Below are 16,695 nucleotides of genomic sequence, written 5' to 3' on the forward strand. Positions count from 1 at the left end.
GCGCTCAGCGCCCGGCTTTCGGGGCTTTGGACCGGTCGCCAACGCTGCCTGTGGCGACATCGGGTTCGCACGAGGCCTTGCCGCGCTCCTCCGCCTGGCAGCGATAGACGTTGCCGGTGAGGCGATCGACCAGCCACATGTTCTCGTCGGTCGGCGCTTGAAGCCCGACATAGCGGGAGGTCAGCCCCGTGATCAGCGTCGACAGCAGGATCGCCACCGCGATCATCGCGGCCCCGATGTAAATGGGCATGGAATTCAGGGACACGGTCCGATCTGGCGGGCCACTGCGATAGAACTGATAATCACTTGGCCTCGGCACTGGCTGGAACTCGGCTCCCTTCGTTGCGCTTGTCGGAGGCTCCGCCCTAGGCGTCCATCTGGCCGAAAAATTGTCCGCAGACAGGCCATCACGCGACGGCTTTGCGACAATCGGTCAGCAGAGGTTTCCCTGAGTGAACCGGGGCCCCGAGTGGCACTTGGGCGCGGCGGTCCTCAGTGATGCGGATCACGACAGGACTGCGACGGCTCGAACGCTCGCGGGGCAGCGTGCGACCACTCTCTTCACGCGTCAGCGTCGGTCCTCGGAGTGGACCGCGGGTCGGCCCTCCATGAACCCGAAACCGCTTGAAATTCGCTGCCATGGCCCTGGAGGGCCCCGTTTCCACCGTGACCAAGATCACACCAGGGGTTTTGAACCTGCCCTATGCTTGCAGCATCAAATAGCCATCAGGCGTCACAACGAGGATACGACAATGACTAGTTTCAATAAGTCTTTTGCACTGAAGGCGATGACCCTCTCGGCACTTCTCTCGATGACGGCCGGCTTGGCTATGGCCGGCGACGGCAATGTCTCGACCAACCAGATCCTGGATGCATTGAAGCCGAAGGCGGCGACCCGCGGGCTGTCCGCAGGTCCGCAGGTCGATCCGGCGGCGCAGGCCAAGGAATCGACGTTTCTGAACACGGTGCGCAACCGCTCGACGCGGTCGCTGTCGACGGGCGAGCGCGAGCAGATTGCCGAGCTCGCCGCGACCAAGCCGAAGATCGATCTGGAGATCCAGTTCGACTACAACTCGGCCGACATTGCCAAGACGTCGGTGCCGTCGGTGCAGGCGCTCGGCAAGGCGCTGTCCGATCCCTCGCTGAAGGGCTCGACTTTCGTGGTCGCCGGCCACACCGATGCGGTCGGCACCGAGGGGTACAATCAGGGGCTCTCCGAGCGGCGGGCTGACACCATCAAGAAGTATTTGGTGCAGAACTACGGACTCACCGGCACCGATCTCGTCACCGTCGGCTACGGCAAGACCAAGCTGAAGGATGCCGCCAACGGCGCCGACCCGATCAACCGCCGCGTCCAGGTCGTGAACATGGACACCCAGACCGCGTCAAAGTAATTCCCAGGTCATCGCCCATAAAGGCGCCGCCTGTCGTTCCCCGGCAGGCGGCGATATCATATCCAGCTCTGGAAGAGCATCAGCCGGTTGAAAGTCTGCATCGACGTGCCGATGAAGGCCGCCGAGATCGGCAGCATGGCGGCAAAGCCGATCGCGGCGACCCCGACATAGGCCCACAGCAGCCAGCGTGGCAGTCCGTCCCGGCGCAGCACATAGACCAGCGCGAGCGACGCCAGGGTCGCAGCCGGCAGATAGTAATAGATGAAGGCGAGCGTGCGCGGCAGCAACGCCCAGGCGAGCCAGCACCCGAAATAGAAGACCGCGATCAGGAACGCATCCCGGCGGCGCGCAACGACGAAGTCGCGCAGCACGACGGCGAGCGCGAGCAGCGCCGGCCACAGCACCAGGGGATTACCGAGGAAGGCGATCGCGGAGACATTGCCGTCCGCGGTCTTGTCGAACAGGAACCATACCGGGCGCGCGAGCAGCGGCCATGACGGCCACGCGCTCATATAAGTGTGGCCGGCGATGGCAGTGGTGGTGTTGTCGGCGAAGATCCGGCGTTGCGCCTCGACCAGATCCGGCAGCGACACGCCGTACAGCGGGACGAAGGCCGCAAGATATGTCATCGCGGGCAGGACGGTGAAGCAGAGCACGACGTGATGTAATCTGAAGTCGGGCCAGAGGTCGGGCCGGTACCAATCCCCCGGCTTCGCGTCGGCAAACAGGGTGTGCCAGCCCTGCATCAGGCGAATCACCGCGACGATGACGATGCAGATTCCGAGTGGAAATAGGCCGCTCCATTTGCAGGCGGCAGCACAGCCGAACAGGCTGCCGGCAGCCGCGAACAACGCATGAGGACGATCCTTTCGAAAACCGTGCATGAAGGCGGCAATTGCGAGCAGGCCGAAGCCGAGCGCAAAAATGTCGAGCATCGCGACGCGCGCCTGCACGTACAGCATCTGATTGCAGCCGGCGATCAGCGCAGCGGCGATCGCAGGCCCTTGCGCGGCGAATAGTGCGAGGCCGCACAGATAGATCGCGACGATCGCGAGCGCGCCGAACAATGTCGCGGGATAGCGCCAGCCCAGCGCGGTGTCGCCGAAGGTCGCTATCGATAGCGCGATCAGCTCTTTCGCCAAAGGCGGATGCATCGGGTTGAGCATCGGTTGCGACATCGTCGGTGCCAGCATCTGCCGCGCCGCCGGCACGTAGTGCACTTCGTCGAAGACGAACTTCTCCGGCGTCGTCAAGCCGATCAGCAGGGCGAGATGCGCGGCCAGGAAAATCGCGACAGCAATCACTGCGCTCCGCGACACCTTCGGAACCGCGGGCAAGTCGAGCGGCATTTGTGGGGATGTTTTGCGTGGCAAATTTGCGTCACCGCCGAGAATAATAGACATCGCAGTTTTCATTGAACGCATTCTGCCGCGACTGTCACTAAGCATAGCGCAGGTCTCGCGCTGCTTGTGATAATTCCGCCACATCGCAAGCGCGCGCGATCCGGTACGATCAGGGACACATCGATCGGTTGCGAAATGAATTTGCGTTTCTGGCTTTTCTCCACGCTGTTGTCGATCGCCTTGTGCGTGGCCCCTTGCGCGCAGGCGCAGACGCGCGTCGGGGAAGCCGTCGTGATCCAGAATGAGGTCGTTCGCGTGGCCGCGACCACGACACCGATCAGCATTGGCGACAGCATGCTGCGGGACGAGACCGTGCGTACCGGCGCCGGCAGCGCAGCGCGCTTCGTGATGGCCGACAGCACCAATCTGTCGCTCGGTCCGAGCGCCACGCTCAAGCTCGACCGCACCGTCTTCAACGACGAGCACAGCTATCGTGACGTTGCGATCCGCATGACGACCGGCGCATTCCGTTTCGTCACCGGACATTCCGAGAAGACCGCCTACAAGATCACGACCCCGCTTGCGACGATCGGCGTGCGCGGTACTACACTCGATATCCTGTCCCAGCGCGGCCGCTCGGTCGTCGTGCTGCAGGACGGCGCCGCCAGTGTCTGCACGACGAGCCAACAGTGCGTGCAGCTCACCCAGCCCGGCGACACCGCAATCATCAGCTCGACCGGCGGCAAGGTCTCCATCAGTAAGACCAATACGCCGCCCTGGACCTTTGCCGCGACCTGCGCCGCGAGCGCGGGACTGTGCGCGGTCAACCAATATGCGGACGCCTCGCCGACCATCACGCCTGCCGTCCACGACGACGGCATGCTGTGCGGACGCTGAAGATGGCGGTATTCAACGTCAGGCGCTTCATCGTCGCGAGCGTGCTGACCGCCGTGTTTGCGTTTGTCGCGTTGGATGCCCGTCCGGCGGCAGCCCAGGGGGCGACGTGCGAATCCGGGTGCGGAGAGCCGACGCCCTCCCCTTCGCCGACATATTCACCCTCTCCAACGACAACCTACAGCCCCTCGCCCGCGCCCAGCCCCTACCCGTCATCGTCGCCGAGCCCTTATCCGTCCTCTTCGCCGAGCCCGACGCCGACACCGACGCCGACCGGCGCGGATTCCAGCGGCGGCTCGATCGGCGACCTCGCCAACCAGCGCTTCAACCAGATGATCACCAACCGAGTGCTCGGCACGGTGCTGCTCGGCGTCAACGAGCAGGTCAATTGCAGCAACTGCGTCAGCGCGTTCGGCTCCGCCGGCTCGTTCTCGGCCGGCATCCACGGCCGCAAGGAGCTGACCAACAATCTGTCGCTGCTCGCCGGCATCGCCTACACGCAATACAGCGAAGGCGGCTACAACATCACCAGCGCGCCGATCGGCGCATTCGCGCTACGCTATGACTTCACCGACTGGGGCTCGTCGCGTCCGTTCTTCGACGTCGGCACGATCCTGACGCCGTGGGAGAAGGCGCGCTACACCCGCAGCTACAACACCAGCCTCGGCCCGGTGAGCGTCACGAGTTCGACCAACGCCGCGAACTACGCCGTCTACGGCCGCGCCGGCTGGATGAGCCGCGTGTCGCCCCGCGACGAGGTCGCCGCCTCGATCGAGGTCTGGCAGCTCTGGCAGCGCGTCTCGGGCTACACCGACAGCGCAGTGGCGTTCAATCCGTTCGATGCCAGCATCGCGACCGGCACCGACCGCACCAGCCTGGTCAAGATCGGCGGCCAGTGGACGCATCTCTACGGCAGCAATATCGAGGCCAACATCAATGGCGGCTGGGTGCAGTCGTTCGCTGGCCATAGCGGCATCGTCGCCACCGTGACCGGCGACGGCGTGGTGGTGCCGACCATGGGCAACCAGGGCTGGTTCGAATATGGCGGCCGGCTCGGCTTCCGCATGCAGAAGGGCTGGATCGTGGACCTGTTCGCCAACGGCACGCTCGGCCCGCAGCCAGTGGGTAACACCATCCATGGCGGCGTGGGGCTGCGGATCAATTATTAGCGGCGGGCTCAATCTCGTAGGGTGGGCAAAGCGGAGCGTGCCCACCACTTTCTCTCGCCGAGAAAAAATGGTGGGCACGGCGCAACCGCGCCTTTGCCCACCCTACGATACTGTGGCTTCCACATCACGCTGCCGACTTGCCCTCGAACGCGCGGCGCAAGGTCTCCACGTCCAGCTTCACCATCTTCATCATGGCCTGCATCGCGCGTGCGGCAGCCGCCTTGTCGGGGCTCGAGAGGAGTTCGAATATCACCTTCGGCACGACCTGCCAGGCCACGCCCCAGCGATCCCTGAGCCAGCCGCACTGCTCTTCCTTGCCGCCATGGGCCAGGAACGCATTCCAGACGCTGTCGACCTGGGCCTGATCGTCGCAATGGATCATCAGCGAGATCGCATGGGTGTATTCCATTTTCATGCCGCCGTTGAGCGCGACCAAAGGCTGTCCCGCCACCGAGAATTCGACGACGAGCACGGAGCCTTCCTTGCCGGACGGGCCATCTGAAACGTTGCGCTGAACATGCGTGATCGCCGAATTCGGCACGAGCGAGACGTAGAACTTCGCGGCTTCCTCGGCATCGCCATTGAACCACATGCAGGGAACGACCTTCGACATCGTGAATGCTCCTCTTCAGTTGTGATGTTCGCGCGCTAGATCAGACGTTCGCCATGTCGGACTGCGCCGGGAAGGCTGCCATGTCCATCCAGTTCACGCCCCACATGTGGCCGTCCGGATCCTCGAAGCTGCGGCCGTACATGAAGCTGTATTCGTCCTTCGGGCTGGGATCGGCCACCCCGCCTGCAGCCGCGGCCCTGCTGACGATATCGTCGACCTCGGTCCGGCTATCGGCGGACAGGCAGAACAGCGCCTGGTTTGAGGTCTTTGCATCCGAGATCGGCTTCGGCGTGAACTGCCGGAATTTCTCGTGGGTCGTCAGCATCGCATAGATAGTCTCGGAAAAGACCATGCAGCTCGCTGTTTCGTCGCTGAATTGCGGGTTCCTGGTCGCACCGACCGCCTCGTAAAAGGCAGTGGCGCGCTTGAGGTCGGTCACGGGCAGATTGAGGAAAATCATCCTGGGCATCGGAGCTCCTTGGGCGGGGTTCTGCCCAAGGACGGATGGCCAAGCGGCGATCCGACACGGCTTCCGGACCTTTTTTGGACCCCTGCCTGCGAGGTTCTGTCGCACAGAACCCGCTGGCTTTCAGGTGTTCCTCACTTCTTCTCGTTCGGATCGCGGTGAATGGGATCGACCCACAGCACGGTCTCGGGCTTCTCGACCGGCTCGATGTCGAGGTTGATCGCCACCGCCTCGCCGTCGCTGCGCACCAGCACACATTCCAGCACCTCGTCCCGGCTGGCGTTGATCTCCTGATGGGGCACGTAGGGCGGGACGAAAATGAAGTCGCCGGGGCCGGCCTCTGCGGTGAATTGGAGGCTCTCGCCCCAGCGCATCCGCGCCTTGCCTTTCACGACGTAGATGACGCTTTCGAGATGGCCATGGTGATGCGCGCCGGTCTTGGCGTCGGGCTTGATGCTGACCGTGCCCGCCCACAATTTCTGCGCACCGACGCGCGCGAAATTGATCGCGGCCGCGCGGTCCATGCCCGCCGTCGACGGCACGTTGGTATCGAGCTGGTTGCCGGGAATGACGCGCACGCCGTCATGTTTCCAGCGATCGTCGTGATCGTGGTCATGGTGGGAATGCGAATGGTCATGACCGGTCATGAGACTTGCTTTCTGTTGGTTCCGTGCGCGGCAAACTAACCCAAAGCCGCGACATCGAGCCATACCAAAATCGGAACCCTCATAACCGTCGAACGTTGTCCTGACGAGCAAACCGCAAGGAGGATTTCATGGGTAGCACGACCGACAAGATCAAGGGCACCGCAAACGAGGCAATGGGAAAGGCCAAACAGGGCATCGGTGAAGCCACCGGTTCCGAGCGCATGAAGGGCGAAGGTGCGGTCCAGGAAGTGAAGGGCAAGGGCCAGCAGGCCATGGGCGATGCCAAGGATGCCGCGAAAGACGCGGTCGATCGCGCTGCGGCTTCGGCCAAGCGCGCGACGGAATAACGAGCATCGCACTCAAAGTGAAAGACCGGCCGAGAGGCCGGTCTTTTTGTTTGCGGGCTTACTTCACCCCGAGCAATTCCACGTCGAACATCAGCGTTGCGTTCGGCGGGATCACGCCGCCTGCGCCACGGGCACCATAGCCGAGCTGCGGCGGAATGATCAGCGTGCGCTTGCCGCCGACCTTCATGGAGGCAACACCCTCGTCCCAGCCGGCGATGACCCGGCCCTTGCCGATCGGGAATTCGAACGGCTCGTTGCGGTCGACCGACGAGTCGAATTTCTTGCCCTTCTGGCCGTTCTCGTAGAGCCAGCCGGTGTAGTGCATTACGCAGATCTGGCCGGGCTTCGGCGAAGCGCCGGTGCCGACGACGCTGTCGGTAATCTGCAAACCTGAAGCTGTGGTCATGGTCTTCCCTGCGGTCTGGGCCGAGGCCGTGGTGGAGACGAAATCGGACACGCCGGCGATCACGGTGATCGCGAGTGCCGACATGATGGCGAGGAGCACGCGCTGTAAACGCTGCATAAGACACCTTACGTTTGAGGCGGAAGGGGTCTAGCGCAACGCCGACGCCGTTGCCACCCCCTCAGGCCTCGATATTTTCCAGCCGCACGGGCAGCTTGCGGATGCGCTGGCCTGTGGCGTGATAGATCGCATTGCAGATCGCCGCATTGGTGCCGACATTGGCGAGCTCGCCGAGGCCCTTCACGCCGGCCGGGTTGATGTGATCGTCCTGCTCGGAAAGCAGGATCACCTCGACACCGGGGACGTCGGCATTCACTGGCACGAGATAGTCGGCTAGATTGTCGTTGACGTAACGCGCATTGCGCTCGTCGATCTCGGTGGCCTCCAGCAGTGCCGAGGACATGCCCCAGATCAGGCCGCCCATGAGCTGGCTGCGCGCCGTGCGCGGATTCATGATGCGGCCCGCCGCGAACGCTCCGACCAGCCGGGGGCAGCGGATTTCATGGGTAAAGCGGTTGACGCGGATCTCGACGAACTCGGCACCGAAGGCGTACGCGATCTTGTCCTTCATCTGATGGCCACCGACGAGCCGCGCGTGCCCGCTGTGCATCGCCGTGAATGAATCCAGCGGCGCGCCTTCGGGCTTCCACTCGCCGTATTCCTCGACGATACCGACACCGAGTGCGTCGAAGGCCTTTTCGATATCGAGTGGACGATCGCTCTGCGCCGCCTGCGTGCTCGGCGCCTGGCTGATGCCGACGGTCTCTTTGGCCTTGTCGGCTAGGCTGTCGCTCGGCATCACGGCCTTGAACAGCCTTTGACGAATTCGGTCGCACACCATCATCACCGCCGAGCAGGTGCTGGCAGTCGAGTTCGAACCGCCGGCAACAGGCGCCGGCGGCAGATCGCTGTCGCCCAGGAACACCGCGACCTTCTCCAGCGGCACGCCGAGCCGCTCGGCCGCGGTCTGGGCGATGACGGTATACGCGCCGGTGCCGATCTCGTGACCGGCGATCTCGACCCGGGTACGGCCGTCGCGCTGGAGGCGGACGCGCGCGGCAGAGGGCGCCATCTGCGTCGGATAGCAGGTGGCGGCACAGCCATAGCCTATCAGCCAGTCGCCGTCCGACATCGATTTCGGCTGCGGCGAACGCTGCGACCAGCCGAACGCCCTGGCGGCCTCGTCGAAGCACGCCATCAAGGACCGCGACGTATAAGGCTTGCCGCCGATCGGCTCCACGGTGGTGTCGTTGATGCGGCGGAGCTCGACAGGGTCCATGTTCAGTTTCACCGCAAGCTCGTCCATCGCGCTCTCAAGCGCGAAGAGATACGGCACCTCCGGCGGAGAGCGCATGAAGCCGGGCGTATTGCGGTCAGCGCGCACGATCGACACCAGACTTGCGACGTTCGGGCAGGCATAGAGCCGCGTCGTCGTCTTCGTGCCGCCGACGCAATAGGCATCCGGACGCGACGAAACCTCCGCGCCGTCGTGCCTCAAAGCCACCAGCTTGCCGTCCCGGCCCGCACCAAGCCTGATCTCGTGGCGCGTCTCGGCCCGGTAGGTGGCGATGGTGAAACCCTGGTCGCGGGTCGGCACCAGCTTGATCGGCCGGTTCAGGCGTTTGGCAATGCCGGCGATGATGGCGGTGCGGGGCGTCATCGAGCCGCGCGAACCAAAGCCCCCGCCGACATAGGGATTGACGACACGGACCTTGTCGGCGTCGATGCCGAGCTGCTCGGCGACGCCGTTCTTCAGGCCGTAGACATACTGGCTGCCCTCGTAGATGACGAGGTTGTCGCCCATCCAGGCGCAGCTCGTCGTAAACAGCTCCATTGGATTGTGGTGCTGGGTCGGCGTGTCATAGGAGGCGGTGAGTTTGACCTCGGCTGCGTCGAACGCCTTGGCGAAATCGCCGACCTCCGGGTCTTCCTTGAACTGTGCGTTCTGTCCCTTTGCCGCCGCCGTGGTGGTCCCCGGCGACTCAAAGCTCGCACTCGGCGCCACGGCCGTGTAGCTGACCTTGACGCGATTGGCGGCCTCGCGCGCCGCCTCGTAACTTTCGGCGATGACGACGGCGATGATCTGGCCATCATGGGCGACGTCGGCTGATTTCAGCGGCTGGATCGTGGTCCCGGCATAGCCGCCATTGCTGAACAGTTTCGATTCCTTCAGCTTCGGAGCGTTCTCGTGCGTGACGATGTCGATCACGCCGCGGACCTGCCTGGCATCGTCGAGATCGAAACCGTCGATGCGGCCCTTGGCGATGGCGCTGGTGACCAGGAATGCGTAGGCTGGATTGTCGAGCGGCATGTCGGACGCATATGTCGCCCGGCCCGTGACCTTTGCGGCCGCGTCATAGCGCGGCACGGGATGGCCCATGTTTGCTTTCGGCTCGGGAGCTGCAGCGGTCATGATCAGATCTCCATGGTTACGGCCTGCTGGAGCGCGCGCGCCACCACGCGCTTGCCGAGCGCGATCTTGAAGCTGTTGTGCCGGCGGCCCTTGGCGTCGGCAAACGCGGCATCGGCCACACGCTGCGCCAGACCGTCGTCGAATTTCTGTCCCTTCAGCAGCGCCTCAGCCTCGCGCGCCCGCCACGGCACGGTGGCGACGCCGCCGAGCGCGACACGCGCGTCCCTGATCGTGCCATCCTGCACATCGAGCGCGACCGCAGCCGACGACAGCGCGAACTCGTAGGACCGACGGTCGCGCGCCTTGAGATACACCGAGCGCGGCCAGCGGCCGGGAATGGAGAACGCAGAGATCAGCTCACCGGGCCGAAGCGTGGTCTCGATCTCGGGCGTCGTGCCGGGCGCCTTGTGCAAATCTGCGAACGGCAGGCTGCGCGTGCCGGACCTGCCGGTGATTTCGACCACCGCATCCAGCGCGATCAGCGCCTGGGCAAAATCGCCGGGATAGGTTGCGATGCACTGATCGGAAGTACCGAGCACCGCATGCATGCGATTGACGCCGTCCATGGCGGCACAGCCCGAACCGGGATTGCGCTTGTTGCAATTCTCATAGGAGACATCGCGGAAATAGCTGCAACGCGTTCGCTGCATCACGTTGCCGCCGAGCGTCGCCATGTTGCGCAGCTGGGCGCTGGCGGCGAGCTTCAGGGAATTCGCGATCACCGGATAGTTGCGCTGGATCTCGGCATGCGCGGCCACGTCGGACATCTTGGCGAGCGCGCCGAGCCGCAAGCCGTCACTGCCGGGCTCGATCGCCGACCAGCTGCGCGCCAGCGGATTGATATCGACGATTGCCGCGGGCCGCATCACGTCCAGCTTCATCAGGTCGATCAGCGTGGTGCCGCCGGCGAGCGGCTGTGCTGTAGCCTTGGTCAGCGGATTGTTCGCAGTTGCGGCAGCGCTGAGCGCCTGCACGGCCATGTCGGGGTCTGTTGCCCTTTGGTAGGAAAACGATCGCATGGGCCTAGCCTTTCATGATCTCGGGCGCGGCCTGCTTCACGGCAGCGACGATGTTGGGATAGGCGGCGCAGCGGCAGATGTTGCCGCTCATGTATTCGCGGATGTCGGCCTCGCTGCCCGCATGCCCCTCCTTGACGCAGGCCACGGCGGACATGATCTGGCCCGGCGTACAATAGCCGCATTGAAACGCGTCGTTGTCGACGAAGGCCTGTTGCATCGGATGCAAATGATCGTCGGTGGCAAGGCCCTCGATCGTGGTGATCTCCTGCCCCTCGGCCGCGAGCGCGAGCGTCAGGCACGACACCACGCGTCGATCGTCGATCAGTACCGTGCAGGCACCACATTGGCCGTGGTCGCAGCCCTTTTTGCTGCCGGTGAGCTTGAGATGCTCCCGCAGCGCGTCGAGCACCGTTGTGCGCGCGTCGATGTGCAGGCGCTTGTCCGTGCCGTTGACCCGCAGCGTGACATCGACGGGGAGCGCCGGATCCTGCGCGGCCGACACGCTCGCATCCTGGGCGGCCGCACGCGCTGTCATGGGGACCAGCGCACTGCCGGCAGCGCCAGCCATGAAGGCGCGCCGATCGAATCCGGTCGGTCCGGAACCTGATTTTTCGGACATGGAGGGCCTCCGCCGCTTCGAGCAAGAGCAGCGCACGCCTGCACCGCTCATCGGCCCTTAACCTGAAGCAGTGAACTCCGTTCCGAACGAGAAAGGGCGACGCAGCAAATGCCGCGTCGCCCTTCGTCAAATTTTGCTGATGTTGCGCGGGGAACCCCGTGCGCGGCGGTCAGTATCCGAGCGCGCAACCGTCTTTGCGCGGATCGGAACCGCCGGTGAGCGTGCCCTTGTCCCAGTCGATCCAGATCGCCTGCGCGCCGCCGAGCGGACCGACGACGCTGGTGGTCTTGTGGCCGAGTTTCTTCAGGCCTTCGACGATATTGGCCGGCACGCTGTCCTCGAGCTGGTACTGTCCTTCGTAATGCAGGCCGCGCGGCATATCGATCGCCTCCTGCACGTCGCAGCCATAATCGAGAATGTTGGTCACCACATGGGCTTGGCCAACCGGCTGATATTGTCCGCCCATCACCGCGAACGGCATCACCGAACGGCCGCCCTTGGTGAGCAGGCTCGGCATGATCGTGTGCAGCGGGCGCTTGCCGCCGGCGATGCAATTCGGGTGGCCGGGCTGGATGCGGAAGCCGCCGGCGCGATTCTGGAGCAGGATGCCGGTCTTGTTCGAGACGATGGCGGAGCCGAAGGAATGCGCGACCGAGTTGATGAACGAGCAGACGTTGCGGTCCTTGTCCACGACGGTGATGTAGATGGTCGAGGGATTCATCGGCGGCGCGACGTTCGGCAGGTCGAGCATGCCGTCCATGCGGATCTTGTCGATGTGCTCGTTGCAGTATTCCTTGGCGAGGATCCTGGCGACCTCGATCTGCATATGCTCGGGATCGGCGACATGCAGCTCGCGATGCATGTAGGCGATGCGCGCGGCCTCGGCTTCGAGGTGGAAGCGCTCGACGCTGAGCGGCGCGTATTTCGTCAGGTCGAACCGCGACAGGATGTTCAACATCAGCAGCATGGTGAGGCCGGGTCCGTTCGGCGGGCACTGCCAGACGTCGTAGCCCTTGTACATGGTGCCGATCGGCGTCGTCGTCTCGGTGGTGTGCGCGGCGAAATCGTCGAGCGTGTGGAGGCCGCCGATTCCGCGCAGGGTCTCCACCATGTCCTCGGCGATCGGGCCCTTGTAGAAGGCGTCGCGGCCGTCCTTGGCGATCGCCCGCAGCGTCTTGCCGAGCTCGGCCTGGCGGATGACGTCGCCGGCCACCGGCGGCTTGCCGTGCGGCAACAGATACCGCTCCGTGTTGGTGCCACCCTTCAGCTTCTCGAACTGGTTCTTCCAGTCGAAGGCGATGCGAGGGGCGACGACGTAGCCTTCCTCGGCGGCCTTGATCGCGGGCTGGAGCAGGCGGTCGAAGCCGAACTTGCCGTGATCGCGCAAAACGGTCGCAAAGGCGTCGATCACGCCGGGGATCGAGACCGCATGCGCCGAGGTCAGCGGCACGGAGTTGATCTTGCGCTCGAGATACCAGTCGGCGTTCGCCGCCTTCGGGGCGCGGCCGGAGCCGTTATAGGCGATGATCTTGCCCTCGCCGCGCGGCTGGATCAGCGCAAAGCAGTCGCCGCCGATGCCGGTCGATTGCGGCTCGATCACGCCGAGAATGGCCGAGCCCGCAACGGCCGCGTCCACCGCCGTGCCGCCCTCGCGCAGCACCTCGATCGCGGCGAGTGACGCCTGCGGATGCGAGGTTGCCACCATCGCGTTGGTGGCGTGGACCGTGGACCTGCCGGGGAAATGGAAGTTTCTCATCGAATTCTTGCTCTCGTTGGGCGTCTGGCGCGGATGGCGTGTCGTTTCGGAAAAAGCCGCGCCTACATGACACATTCCGGCCCGCCGGGGCAATGCTGGCATACCAGGGAAATGGTTGCCATCCGCTGGGAATAGAGCTGCTTCTTGCGGGTTTTCCGGGCGCGCCCCGCCTGCTAAACGGGCGCCATGATTTGCAAGGTCGCCGCCTTCTACCAATTCGCCGCCCTGCCCGATTACCGGGAGTTGCGCGAGCCGCTGCGCGCGTTCTGCGCCGGCCTGGCGGTGAAGGGCAGCGTGCTGCTCGCGCAGGAGGGCATCAACGGCACGGTCGCGGGTGCGGGCGCGGCGATCGACGCTCTCGTCCATGAGCTCGCGCACGGCGACATCTTCAGCGGCAGGTTGAACAATCTCGAATTGAAGTTCTCGACCGCCGAGGCGATGCCATTCGGCCGGCTCAAGGTCCGGCTGAAGAAGGAGATCGTCACGCTCGGCGACGAAGCCGCCGATCCGACCCGGCAGGTCGGCACCTATGTCGATGCGAGCGAATGGAACGCGCTGATCGCGGCGCCCGACACGCTGGTGCTCGACACCAGGAACGCCTTCGAGGTGGCGATGGGGACGTTCGACGGCGCGCTCGACCCACGCATCGAGAGCTTTGGCCAGTTCAAGGAATTTGCGGCCGAACGGCTCGATCCTGTCAAACACCGCAGAATCGCGATGTTCTGCACCGGCGGCATCCGCTGCGAGAAAGCGAGCGCGCATCTGCTCGCGCGCGGCTTTGCCGAGGTCTATCACCTCAAGGGCGGCATTCTCAAATATCTGGAAGAGGTGCCGGAGGCTCAGAGTCGCTGGCGCGGCGAATGCTTCGTGTTCGACGAACGGGTCGCGCTCGGTCATGGTTTGCAGCAACTTGGCGCGCAACAACTCGGCTTGCAAGAACTTGGCTCGCCCGAACGAAATAAGGACGCGGCACGTGACGAATGAGATCCAGACGCTCGGCGAGCGCATCGACACGCTTGAGACGCGCCTCGCCTATCAGGACGACGCGATCGAGACGCTGAACCAGACCATCACCGCGCAGTGGAAGCAGATCGACGCGCTGACGCGAAGGATCGCAGAGCTCGGCGAGCGGCTGCAGGAGGCCGAGGCGAATGCGCCGGGAGCCGCCAATGAGCGCCCCCCGCATTATTGAGCGGGGTTACTGACCGGACGCCTTGAGAAGAAGGTTGCTCACCTCGCCCGACATCATCAGCCGGTTGCGCCCGGCTTCCTTGGCGGCATAGAGCGCCTGGTCGGCGGCCTCGATCAGCGAGGTGACGCCGGCCGTGCGCTCCAGCGCCGGCCGGCAGGCAGCACCGCCGAGCGAAGCGGTGACGCAGCCAGCCGCATGGTTGCTGGCGTGGACGAGGCCCGCATCGCGGATCGCCCGTCGGATCCGGTCGCCGATCAGGGCGCAGCCGGCAGCGTCGGTGTTCGGCAGCAGCATGGCGAACTCCTCGCCGCCGTAACGCGCCGCCAGATCGCCGGAACGATGCATCTCGGCGGCGATGATCTGCGCCACCTGCCGGAGGCAGGCATCGCCCGCGGGATGGCCGTATTCGTCGTTGTAAGACTTGAAGTGGTCGACGTCGATCATCAGCAGGGAAAGGCTGGAGCGCTCGCGATAGGCACGCGCCCACTCCTCCTTCAGTCGTTCATCGAAGCGGCGGCGATTAGCAAGCCCGGTGAGGCTGTCCTCGATCGCGAGCGTTTCGAGCCGGGTCTCGAGCTTCTTCTGCTCGGTGATGTCGCGCGAGATCGCGACCACGCCGTCGACGCTGCCACTCTCCTTGCGGGTCACCCGCATGGTCGATTCGAGCCAGACTTCGGCGTTCTGCCGGTGCGCGTTGCGATAGGTAACGCGCACCTCCTCCTTCTCGCCGCGTTTCATGGCGTCGACGAGAGCCTGGACCTGCGGCCGGTCGTCCGCGTGAATGCCGGCGAGCGCGAGGGTTCCGATCAGCTGATTGGCGCGCCAGCCGACGACGCCAATCGACGATGGCGAGACATAGCGCAGCCGCTCGTCGAGCCCCATACGCGTCACCATGTCGCTGGAGCTTTCGGCAAGCAGTCGGAAATTCGCTTCCTTCTCGACCAGCGCGGCCGCCATGCTCTGGCCCCGCTGCAACTGCCGCACCAGCACCGCACCAATGATTGCGATCAGCATGACCAACGCGAGCACGTAGAGCATGCGGGAGATCACCGCAGCGCGCCAGGGTGCGAGCAGCTCGTCCTTGTCGACGGTGGCGAGCAGGACCAGCGGATAACGGCCAGAGCGCTTGAAGAAGCTGACGCGTTCGGCGCCATCGAGCGGCGACTTGAAATGATAGACGCCGCCCGGCCGCTGCAGAGCAGCGTCGCGGAACAGCGGCGTATTGGCAACGCTGCGGCCGATGTATTTCTCGTTACTCGGGTAGCGCGCGATGATCAGGCCGTCGCCGTGTGTCAACGCCACCGAGCTGTTGCGGCCGATCTCGAACTGTTCGTAGAAATGCGAGAGATATCCCGAGCTGATGGTCGCGAGCACCACGCCACCGAAGCTGCCATCCAGCTTGTTGAAACGGCGCGACAGGGTGACGACCCACTCGCCGTCGAGCAGGCTCTTCACCGGCCGGCCGACATGGGGCTCCCGTTTCGGCGAGAGCTGGTGATAACGGAAGAACGCGTCGTCGTTCAGAGTCGAGCCGATCGTGCCGGGCGAGGTCAACCAGTTGCCGCGGTCGTCAATGATGGCGAGGCTGTGGATGCGCTCTACCGCCTTCTTGCGCACCTCCAGCAGGGTTCTGAGCTTGGCGATCGTGGCCGGCTCGGTGCCGTCCATCTCCAGCCGGCTGACGACGCCGACGACGCCAGAATCCAGCAGATCGAGGCTGTCATCGGCATGCTGCGTCAGCGATCGCGCAACGTTGGCCATCTCGGTCTCGGCGCCCTTGAGCACCGCGTCGCGGGCCGCCCATTCCCGCCAGCCGCTGACGCCGAGGATGGCCACGCAGGTCAGCGCGACGAACGCAGCTGCCCGCAGCGGCAGGCGGCTCAATCCGGCTCTTTGGGTCACAGCACTCATGCGGCAGAATTCTCCGAAGATCGGAAACTCTGCTGCTTCTGTTATTGAACTCTGAAACGCCCGCAGAATATGCGGCGATGTCGGCGGTTCCCGTAGTCGTACGGACACCGAAATCAGCGCATCGCTAACAGGGCATTAGCAGACCTATCGGAATCCGGCGCTCCCGCGGCTAGCTGAAGATGGCCTTAACCTTGTCCCAGAGCGAGGGATTGTCGGCCTCCGCATCGGCCTTCGAGGGCGTTGGCTGGGCGGCGCTCACGGGATCGGACGCCGGGAAGGTATCTTTCAGCCCGGCGTCGAGCTTGGCGTGGCGATCGGCGGCGAGCGCTTCGTGCAGATCGTCGGCGTGCTTGTCATGCGGCGCGGGGTTGAATGTCTCAGCCATGGTCTCGTCCTCCGTTGGCTGGTCAACGCGGTCGAATTGCGCTTGGTTCCCCTGTTCCGCTTCG

General features: G+C 64.5%; 18 protein-coding genes. 6 read left to right on the plus strand and 12 right to left on the minus strand.

Features of this window, described 5'->3' with window-relative positions:
• Positions 1 to 4: 4 nt before the first annotated feature.
• Positions 5 to 250, minus strand: a complete 246-nt coding sequence (locus tag BRA1253DRAFT_RS14105) for a hypothetical protein (protein ID WP_018455000.1) — start codon at positions 248 to 250, stop codon at positions 5 to 7.
• Between the two features lie 502 nt (positions 251 to 752).
• Between BRA1253DRAFT_RS14105 and BRA1253DRAFT_RS14110 the strand changes: the two genes are divergently transcribed.
• The gene (locus tag BRA1253DRAFT_RS14110; RefSeq protein WP_007595207.1) at positions 753 to 1,394 is read left to right on the plus strand and encodes an OmpA family protein; all 642 of its coding nucleotides are present in this window, start codon (positions 753 to 755) and stop codon (positions 1,392 to 1,394) included.
• 56 nt (positions 1,395 to 1,450) lie between these two features.
• Here BRA1253DRAFT_RS14110 and BRA1253DRAFT_RS14115 read toward each other — a convergent pair whose 3' ends face one another.
• On the minus strand, positions 1,451 to 2,881 hold the full coding sequence (locus BRA1253DRAFT_RS14115) for a phospholipid carrier-dependent glycosyltransferase (protein WP_035993302.1): 1,431 nt from the start codon (positions 2,879 to 2,881) through the stop codon (positions 1,451 to 1,453).
• A gap of 51 nt (positions 2,882 to 2,932) precedes the next feature.
• Here BRA1253DRAFT_RS14115 and BRA1253DRAFT_RS14120 point away from each other — a divergent pair, with 51 nt between their 5' ends.
• Complete coding sequence (locus BRA1253DRAFT_RS14120; protein WP_007595209.1) at positions 2,933 to 3,634, plus strand: FecR domain-containing protein; 702 nt, start codon at positions 2,933 to 2,935, stop codon at positions 3,632 to 3,634.
• A gap of 2 nt (positions 3,635 to 3,636) precedes the next feature.
• A complete protein-coding gene (locus tag BRA1253DRAFT_RS14125) occupies positions 3,637 to 4,800 on the plus strand; it encodes a hypothetical protein (protein WP_007595210.1) in 1,164 nt (387 codons plus the stop codon).
• A gap of 124 nt (positions 4,801 to 4,924) precedes the next feature.
• Here BRA1253DRAFT_RS14125 and BRA1253DRAFT_RS14130 read toward each other — a convergent pair whose 3' ends face one another.
• From BRA1253DRAFT_RS14130 to BRA1253DRAFT_RS14140, 3 genes are all read right to left on the minus strand, one after another.
• A complete protein-coding gene (locus BRA1253DRAFT_RS14130; RefSeq protein ID WP_007595211.1) occupies positions 4,925 to 5,413 on the minus strand; it encodes a VOC family protein in 489 nt (162 codons plus the stop codon).
• A gap of 40 nt (positions 5,414 to 5,453) precedes the next feature.
• Positions 5,454 to 5,882, minus strand: a complete 429-nt coding sequence (locus BRA1253DRAFT_RS14135; protein ID WP_007595212.1) for a VOC family protein — start codon at positions 5,880 to 5,882, stop codon at positions 5,454 to 5,456.
• 131 nt (positions 5,883 to 6,013) lie between these two features.
• Positions 6,014 to 6,526 carry a cupin domain-containing protein gene (locus tag BRA1253DRAFT_RS14140; RefSeq protein WP_007595213.1) on the minus strand — a complete coding sequence of 171 codons (513 nt, stop codon included), beginning with the start codon at positions 6,524 to 6,526 and terminating at the stop codon, positions 6,014 to 6,016.
• 128 nt (positions 6,527 to 6,654) lie between these two features.
• Here BRA1253DRAFT_RS14140 and BRA1253DRAFT_RS14145 point away from each other — a divergent pair, with 128 nt between their 5' ends.
• Complete coding sequence (locus BRA1253DRAFT_RS14145) at positions 6,655 to 6,873, plus strand: CsbD family protein (protein WP_007595214.1); 219 nt, start codon at positions 6,655 to 6,657, stop codon at positions 6,871 to 6,873.
• 58 nt (positions 6,874 to 6,931) lie between these two features.
• Here BRA1253DRAFT_RS14145 and BRA1253DRAFT_RS14150 read toward each other — a convergent pair whose 3' ends face one another.
• The 5 genes from BRA1253DRAFT_RS14150 to ggt form a co-directional block, all read right to left on the minus strand.
• Complete coding sequence (locus tag BRA1253DRAFT_RS14150; protein WP_007595215.1) at positions 6,932 to 7,396, minus strand: FKBP-type peptidyl-prolyl cis-trans isomerase; 465 nt, start codon at positions 7,394 to 7,396, stop codon at positions 6,932 to 6,934.
• Positions 7,397 to 7,457: 61 nt separating this feature from the next.
• The gene (locus BRA1253DRAFT_RS14155) at positions 7,458 to 9,749 is read right to left on the minus strand and encodes a xanthine dehydrogenase family protein molybdopterin-binding subunit (RefSeq protein WP_007595217.1); all 2,292 of its coding nucleotides are present in this window, start codon (positions 9,747 to 9,749) and stop codon (positions 7,458 to 7,460) included.
• Between the two features lie 2 nt (positions 9,750 to 9,751).
• On the minus strand, positions 9,752 to 10,768 hold the full coding sequence (locus BRA1253DRAFT_RS14160; protein ID WP_007595219.1) for a xanthine dehydrogenase family protein subunit M: 1,017 nt from the start codon (positions 10,766 to 10,768) through the stop codon (positions 9,752 to 9,754).
• Positions 10,769 to 10,772: 4 nt separating this feature from the next.
• Positions 10,773 to 11,387, minus strand: coding sequence for a (2Fe-2S)-binding protein (locus BRA1253DRAFT_RS14165; protein ID WP_007595221.1), 615 nt, complete (start codon positions 11,385 to 11,387; stop codon positions 10,773 to 10,775).
• Positions 11,388 to 11,556: 169 nt separating this feature from the next.
• The gene (gene ggt / locus BRA1253DRAFT_RS14170) at positions 11,557 to 13,143 is read right to left on the minus strand and encodes a gamma-glutamyltransferase (protein WP_007595222.1); all 1,587 of its coding nucleotides are present in this window, start codon (positions 13,141 to 13,143) and stop codon (positions 11,557 to 11,559) included.
• A 186-nt stretch (positions 13,144 to 13,329) separates the two neighbouring features.
• Between ggt and BRA1253DRAFT_RS14175 the strand changes: the two genes are divergently transcribed.
• Both BRA1253DRAFT_RS14175 and BRA1253DRAFT_RS14180 read left to right on the plus strand, forming a co-directional pair.
• On the plus strand, positions 13,330 to 14,127 hold the full coding sequence (locus tag BRA1253DRAFT_RS14175; protein WP_007595230.1) for a rhodanese-related sulfurtransferase: 798 nt from the start codon (positions 13,330 to 13,332) through the stop codon (positions 14,125 to 14,127).
• Entirely contained in the window at positions 14,117 to 14,335 is a 219-nt protein-coding gene (locus tag BRA1253DRAFT_RS14180; protein ID WP_007595232.1) for a SlyX family protein, read from the plus strand. The genes BRA1253DRAFT_RS14175 and BRA1253DRAFT_RS14180 overlap by 11 nt, the downstream gene beginning before the upstream one ends.
• A 6-nt stretch (positions 14,336 to 14,341) precedes the next feature.
• Here BRA1253DRAFT_RS14180 and BRA1253DRAFT_RS14185 read toward each other — a convergent pair whose 3' ends face one another.
• Together BRA1253DRAFT_RS14185 and BRA1253DRAFT_RS14190 are read right to left on the minus strand one after the other, a co-directional pair.
• Positions 14,342 to 16,246 (minus strand): diguanylate cyclase, encoded by a 1,905-nt coding sequence (locus tag BRA1253DRAFT_RS14185; RefSeq protein WP_007595234.1) that lies wholly within the window; start codon positions 16,244 to 16,246, stop codon positions 14,342 to 14,344.
• Between the two features lie 169 nt (positions 16,247 to 16,415).
• A complete protein-coding gene (locus BRA1253DRAFT_RS14190) occupies positions 16,416 to 16,631 on the minus strand; it encodes a hypothetical protein (RefSeq protein WP_007595236.1) in 216 nt (71 codons plus the stop codon).
• Positions 16,632 to 16,695: the final 64 nt, after the last annotated feature.

Origin of the sequence: Bradyrhizobium sp. WSM1253 (assembly GCF_000244935.1) — a bacterium.
Classification (GTDB): domain Bacteria; phylum Pseudomonadota; class Alphaproteobacteria; order Rhizobiales; family Xanthobacteraceae; genus Bradyrhizobium; species Bradyrhizobium canariense.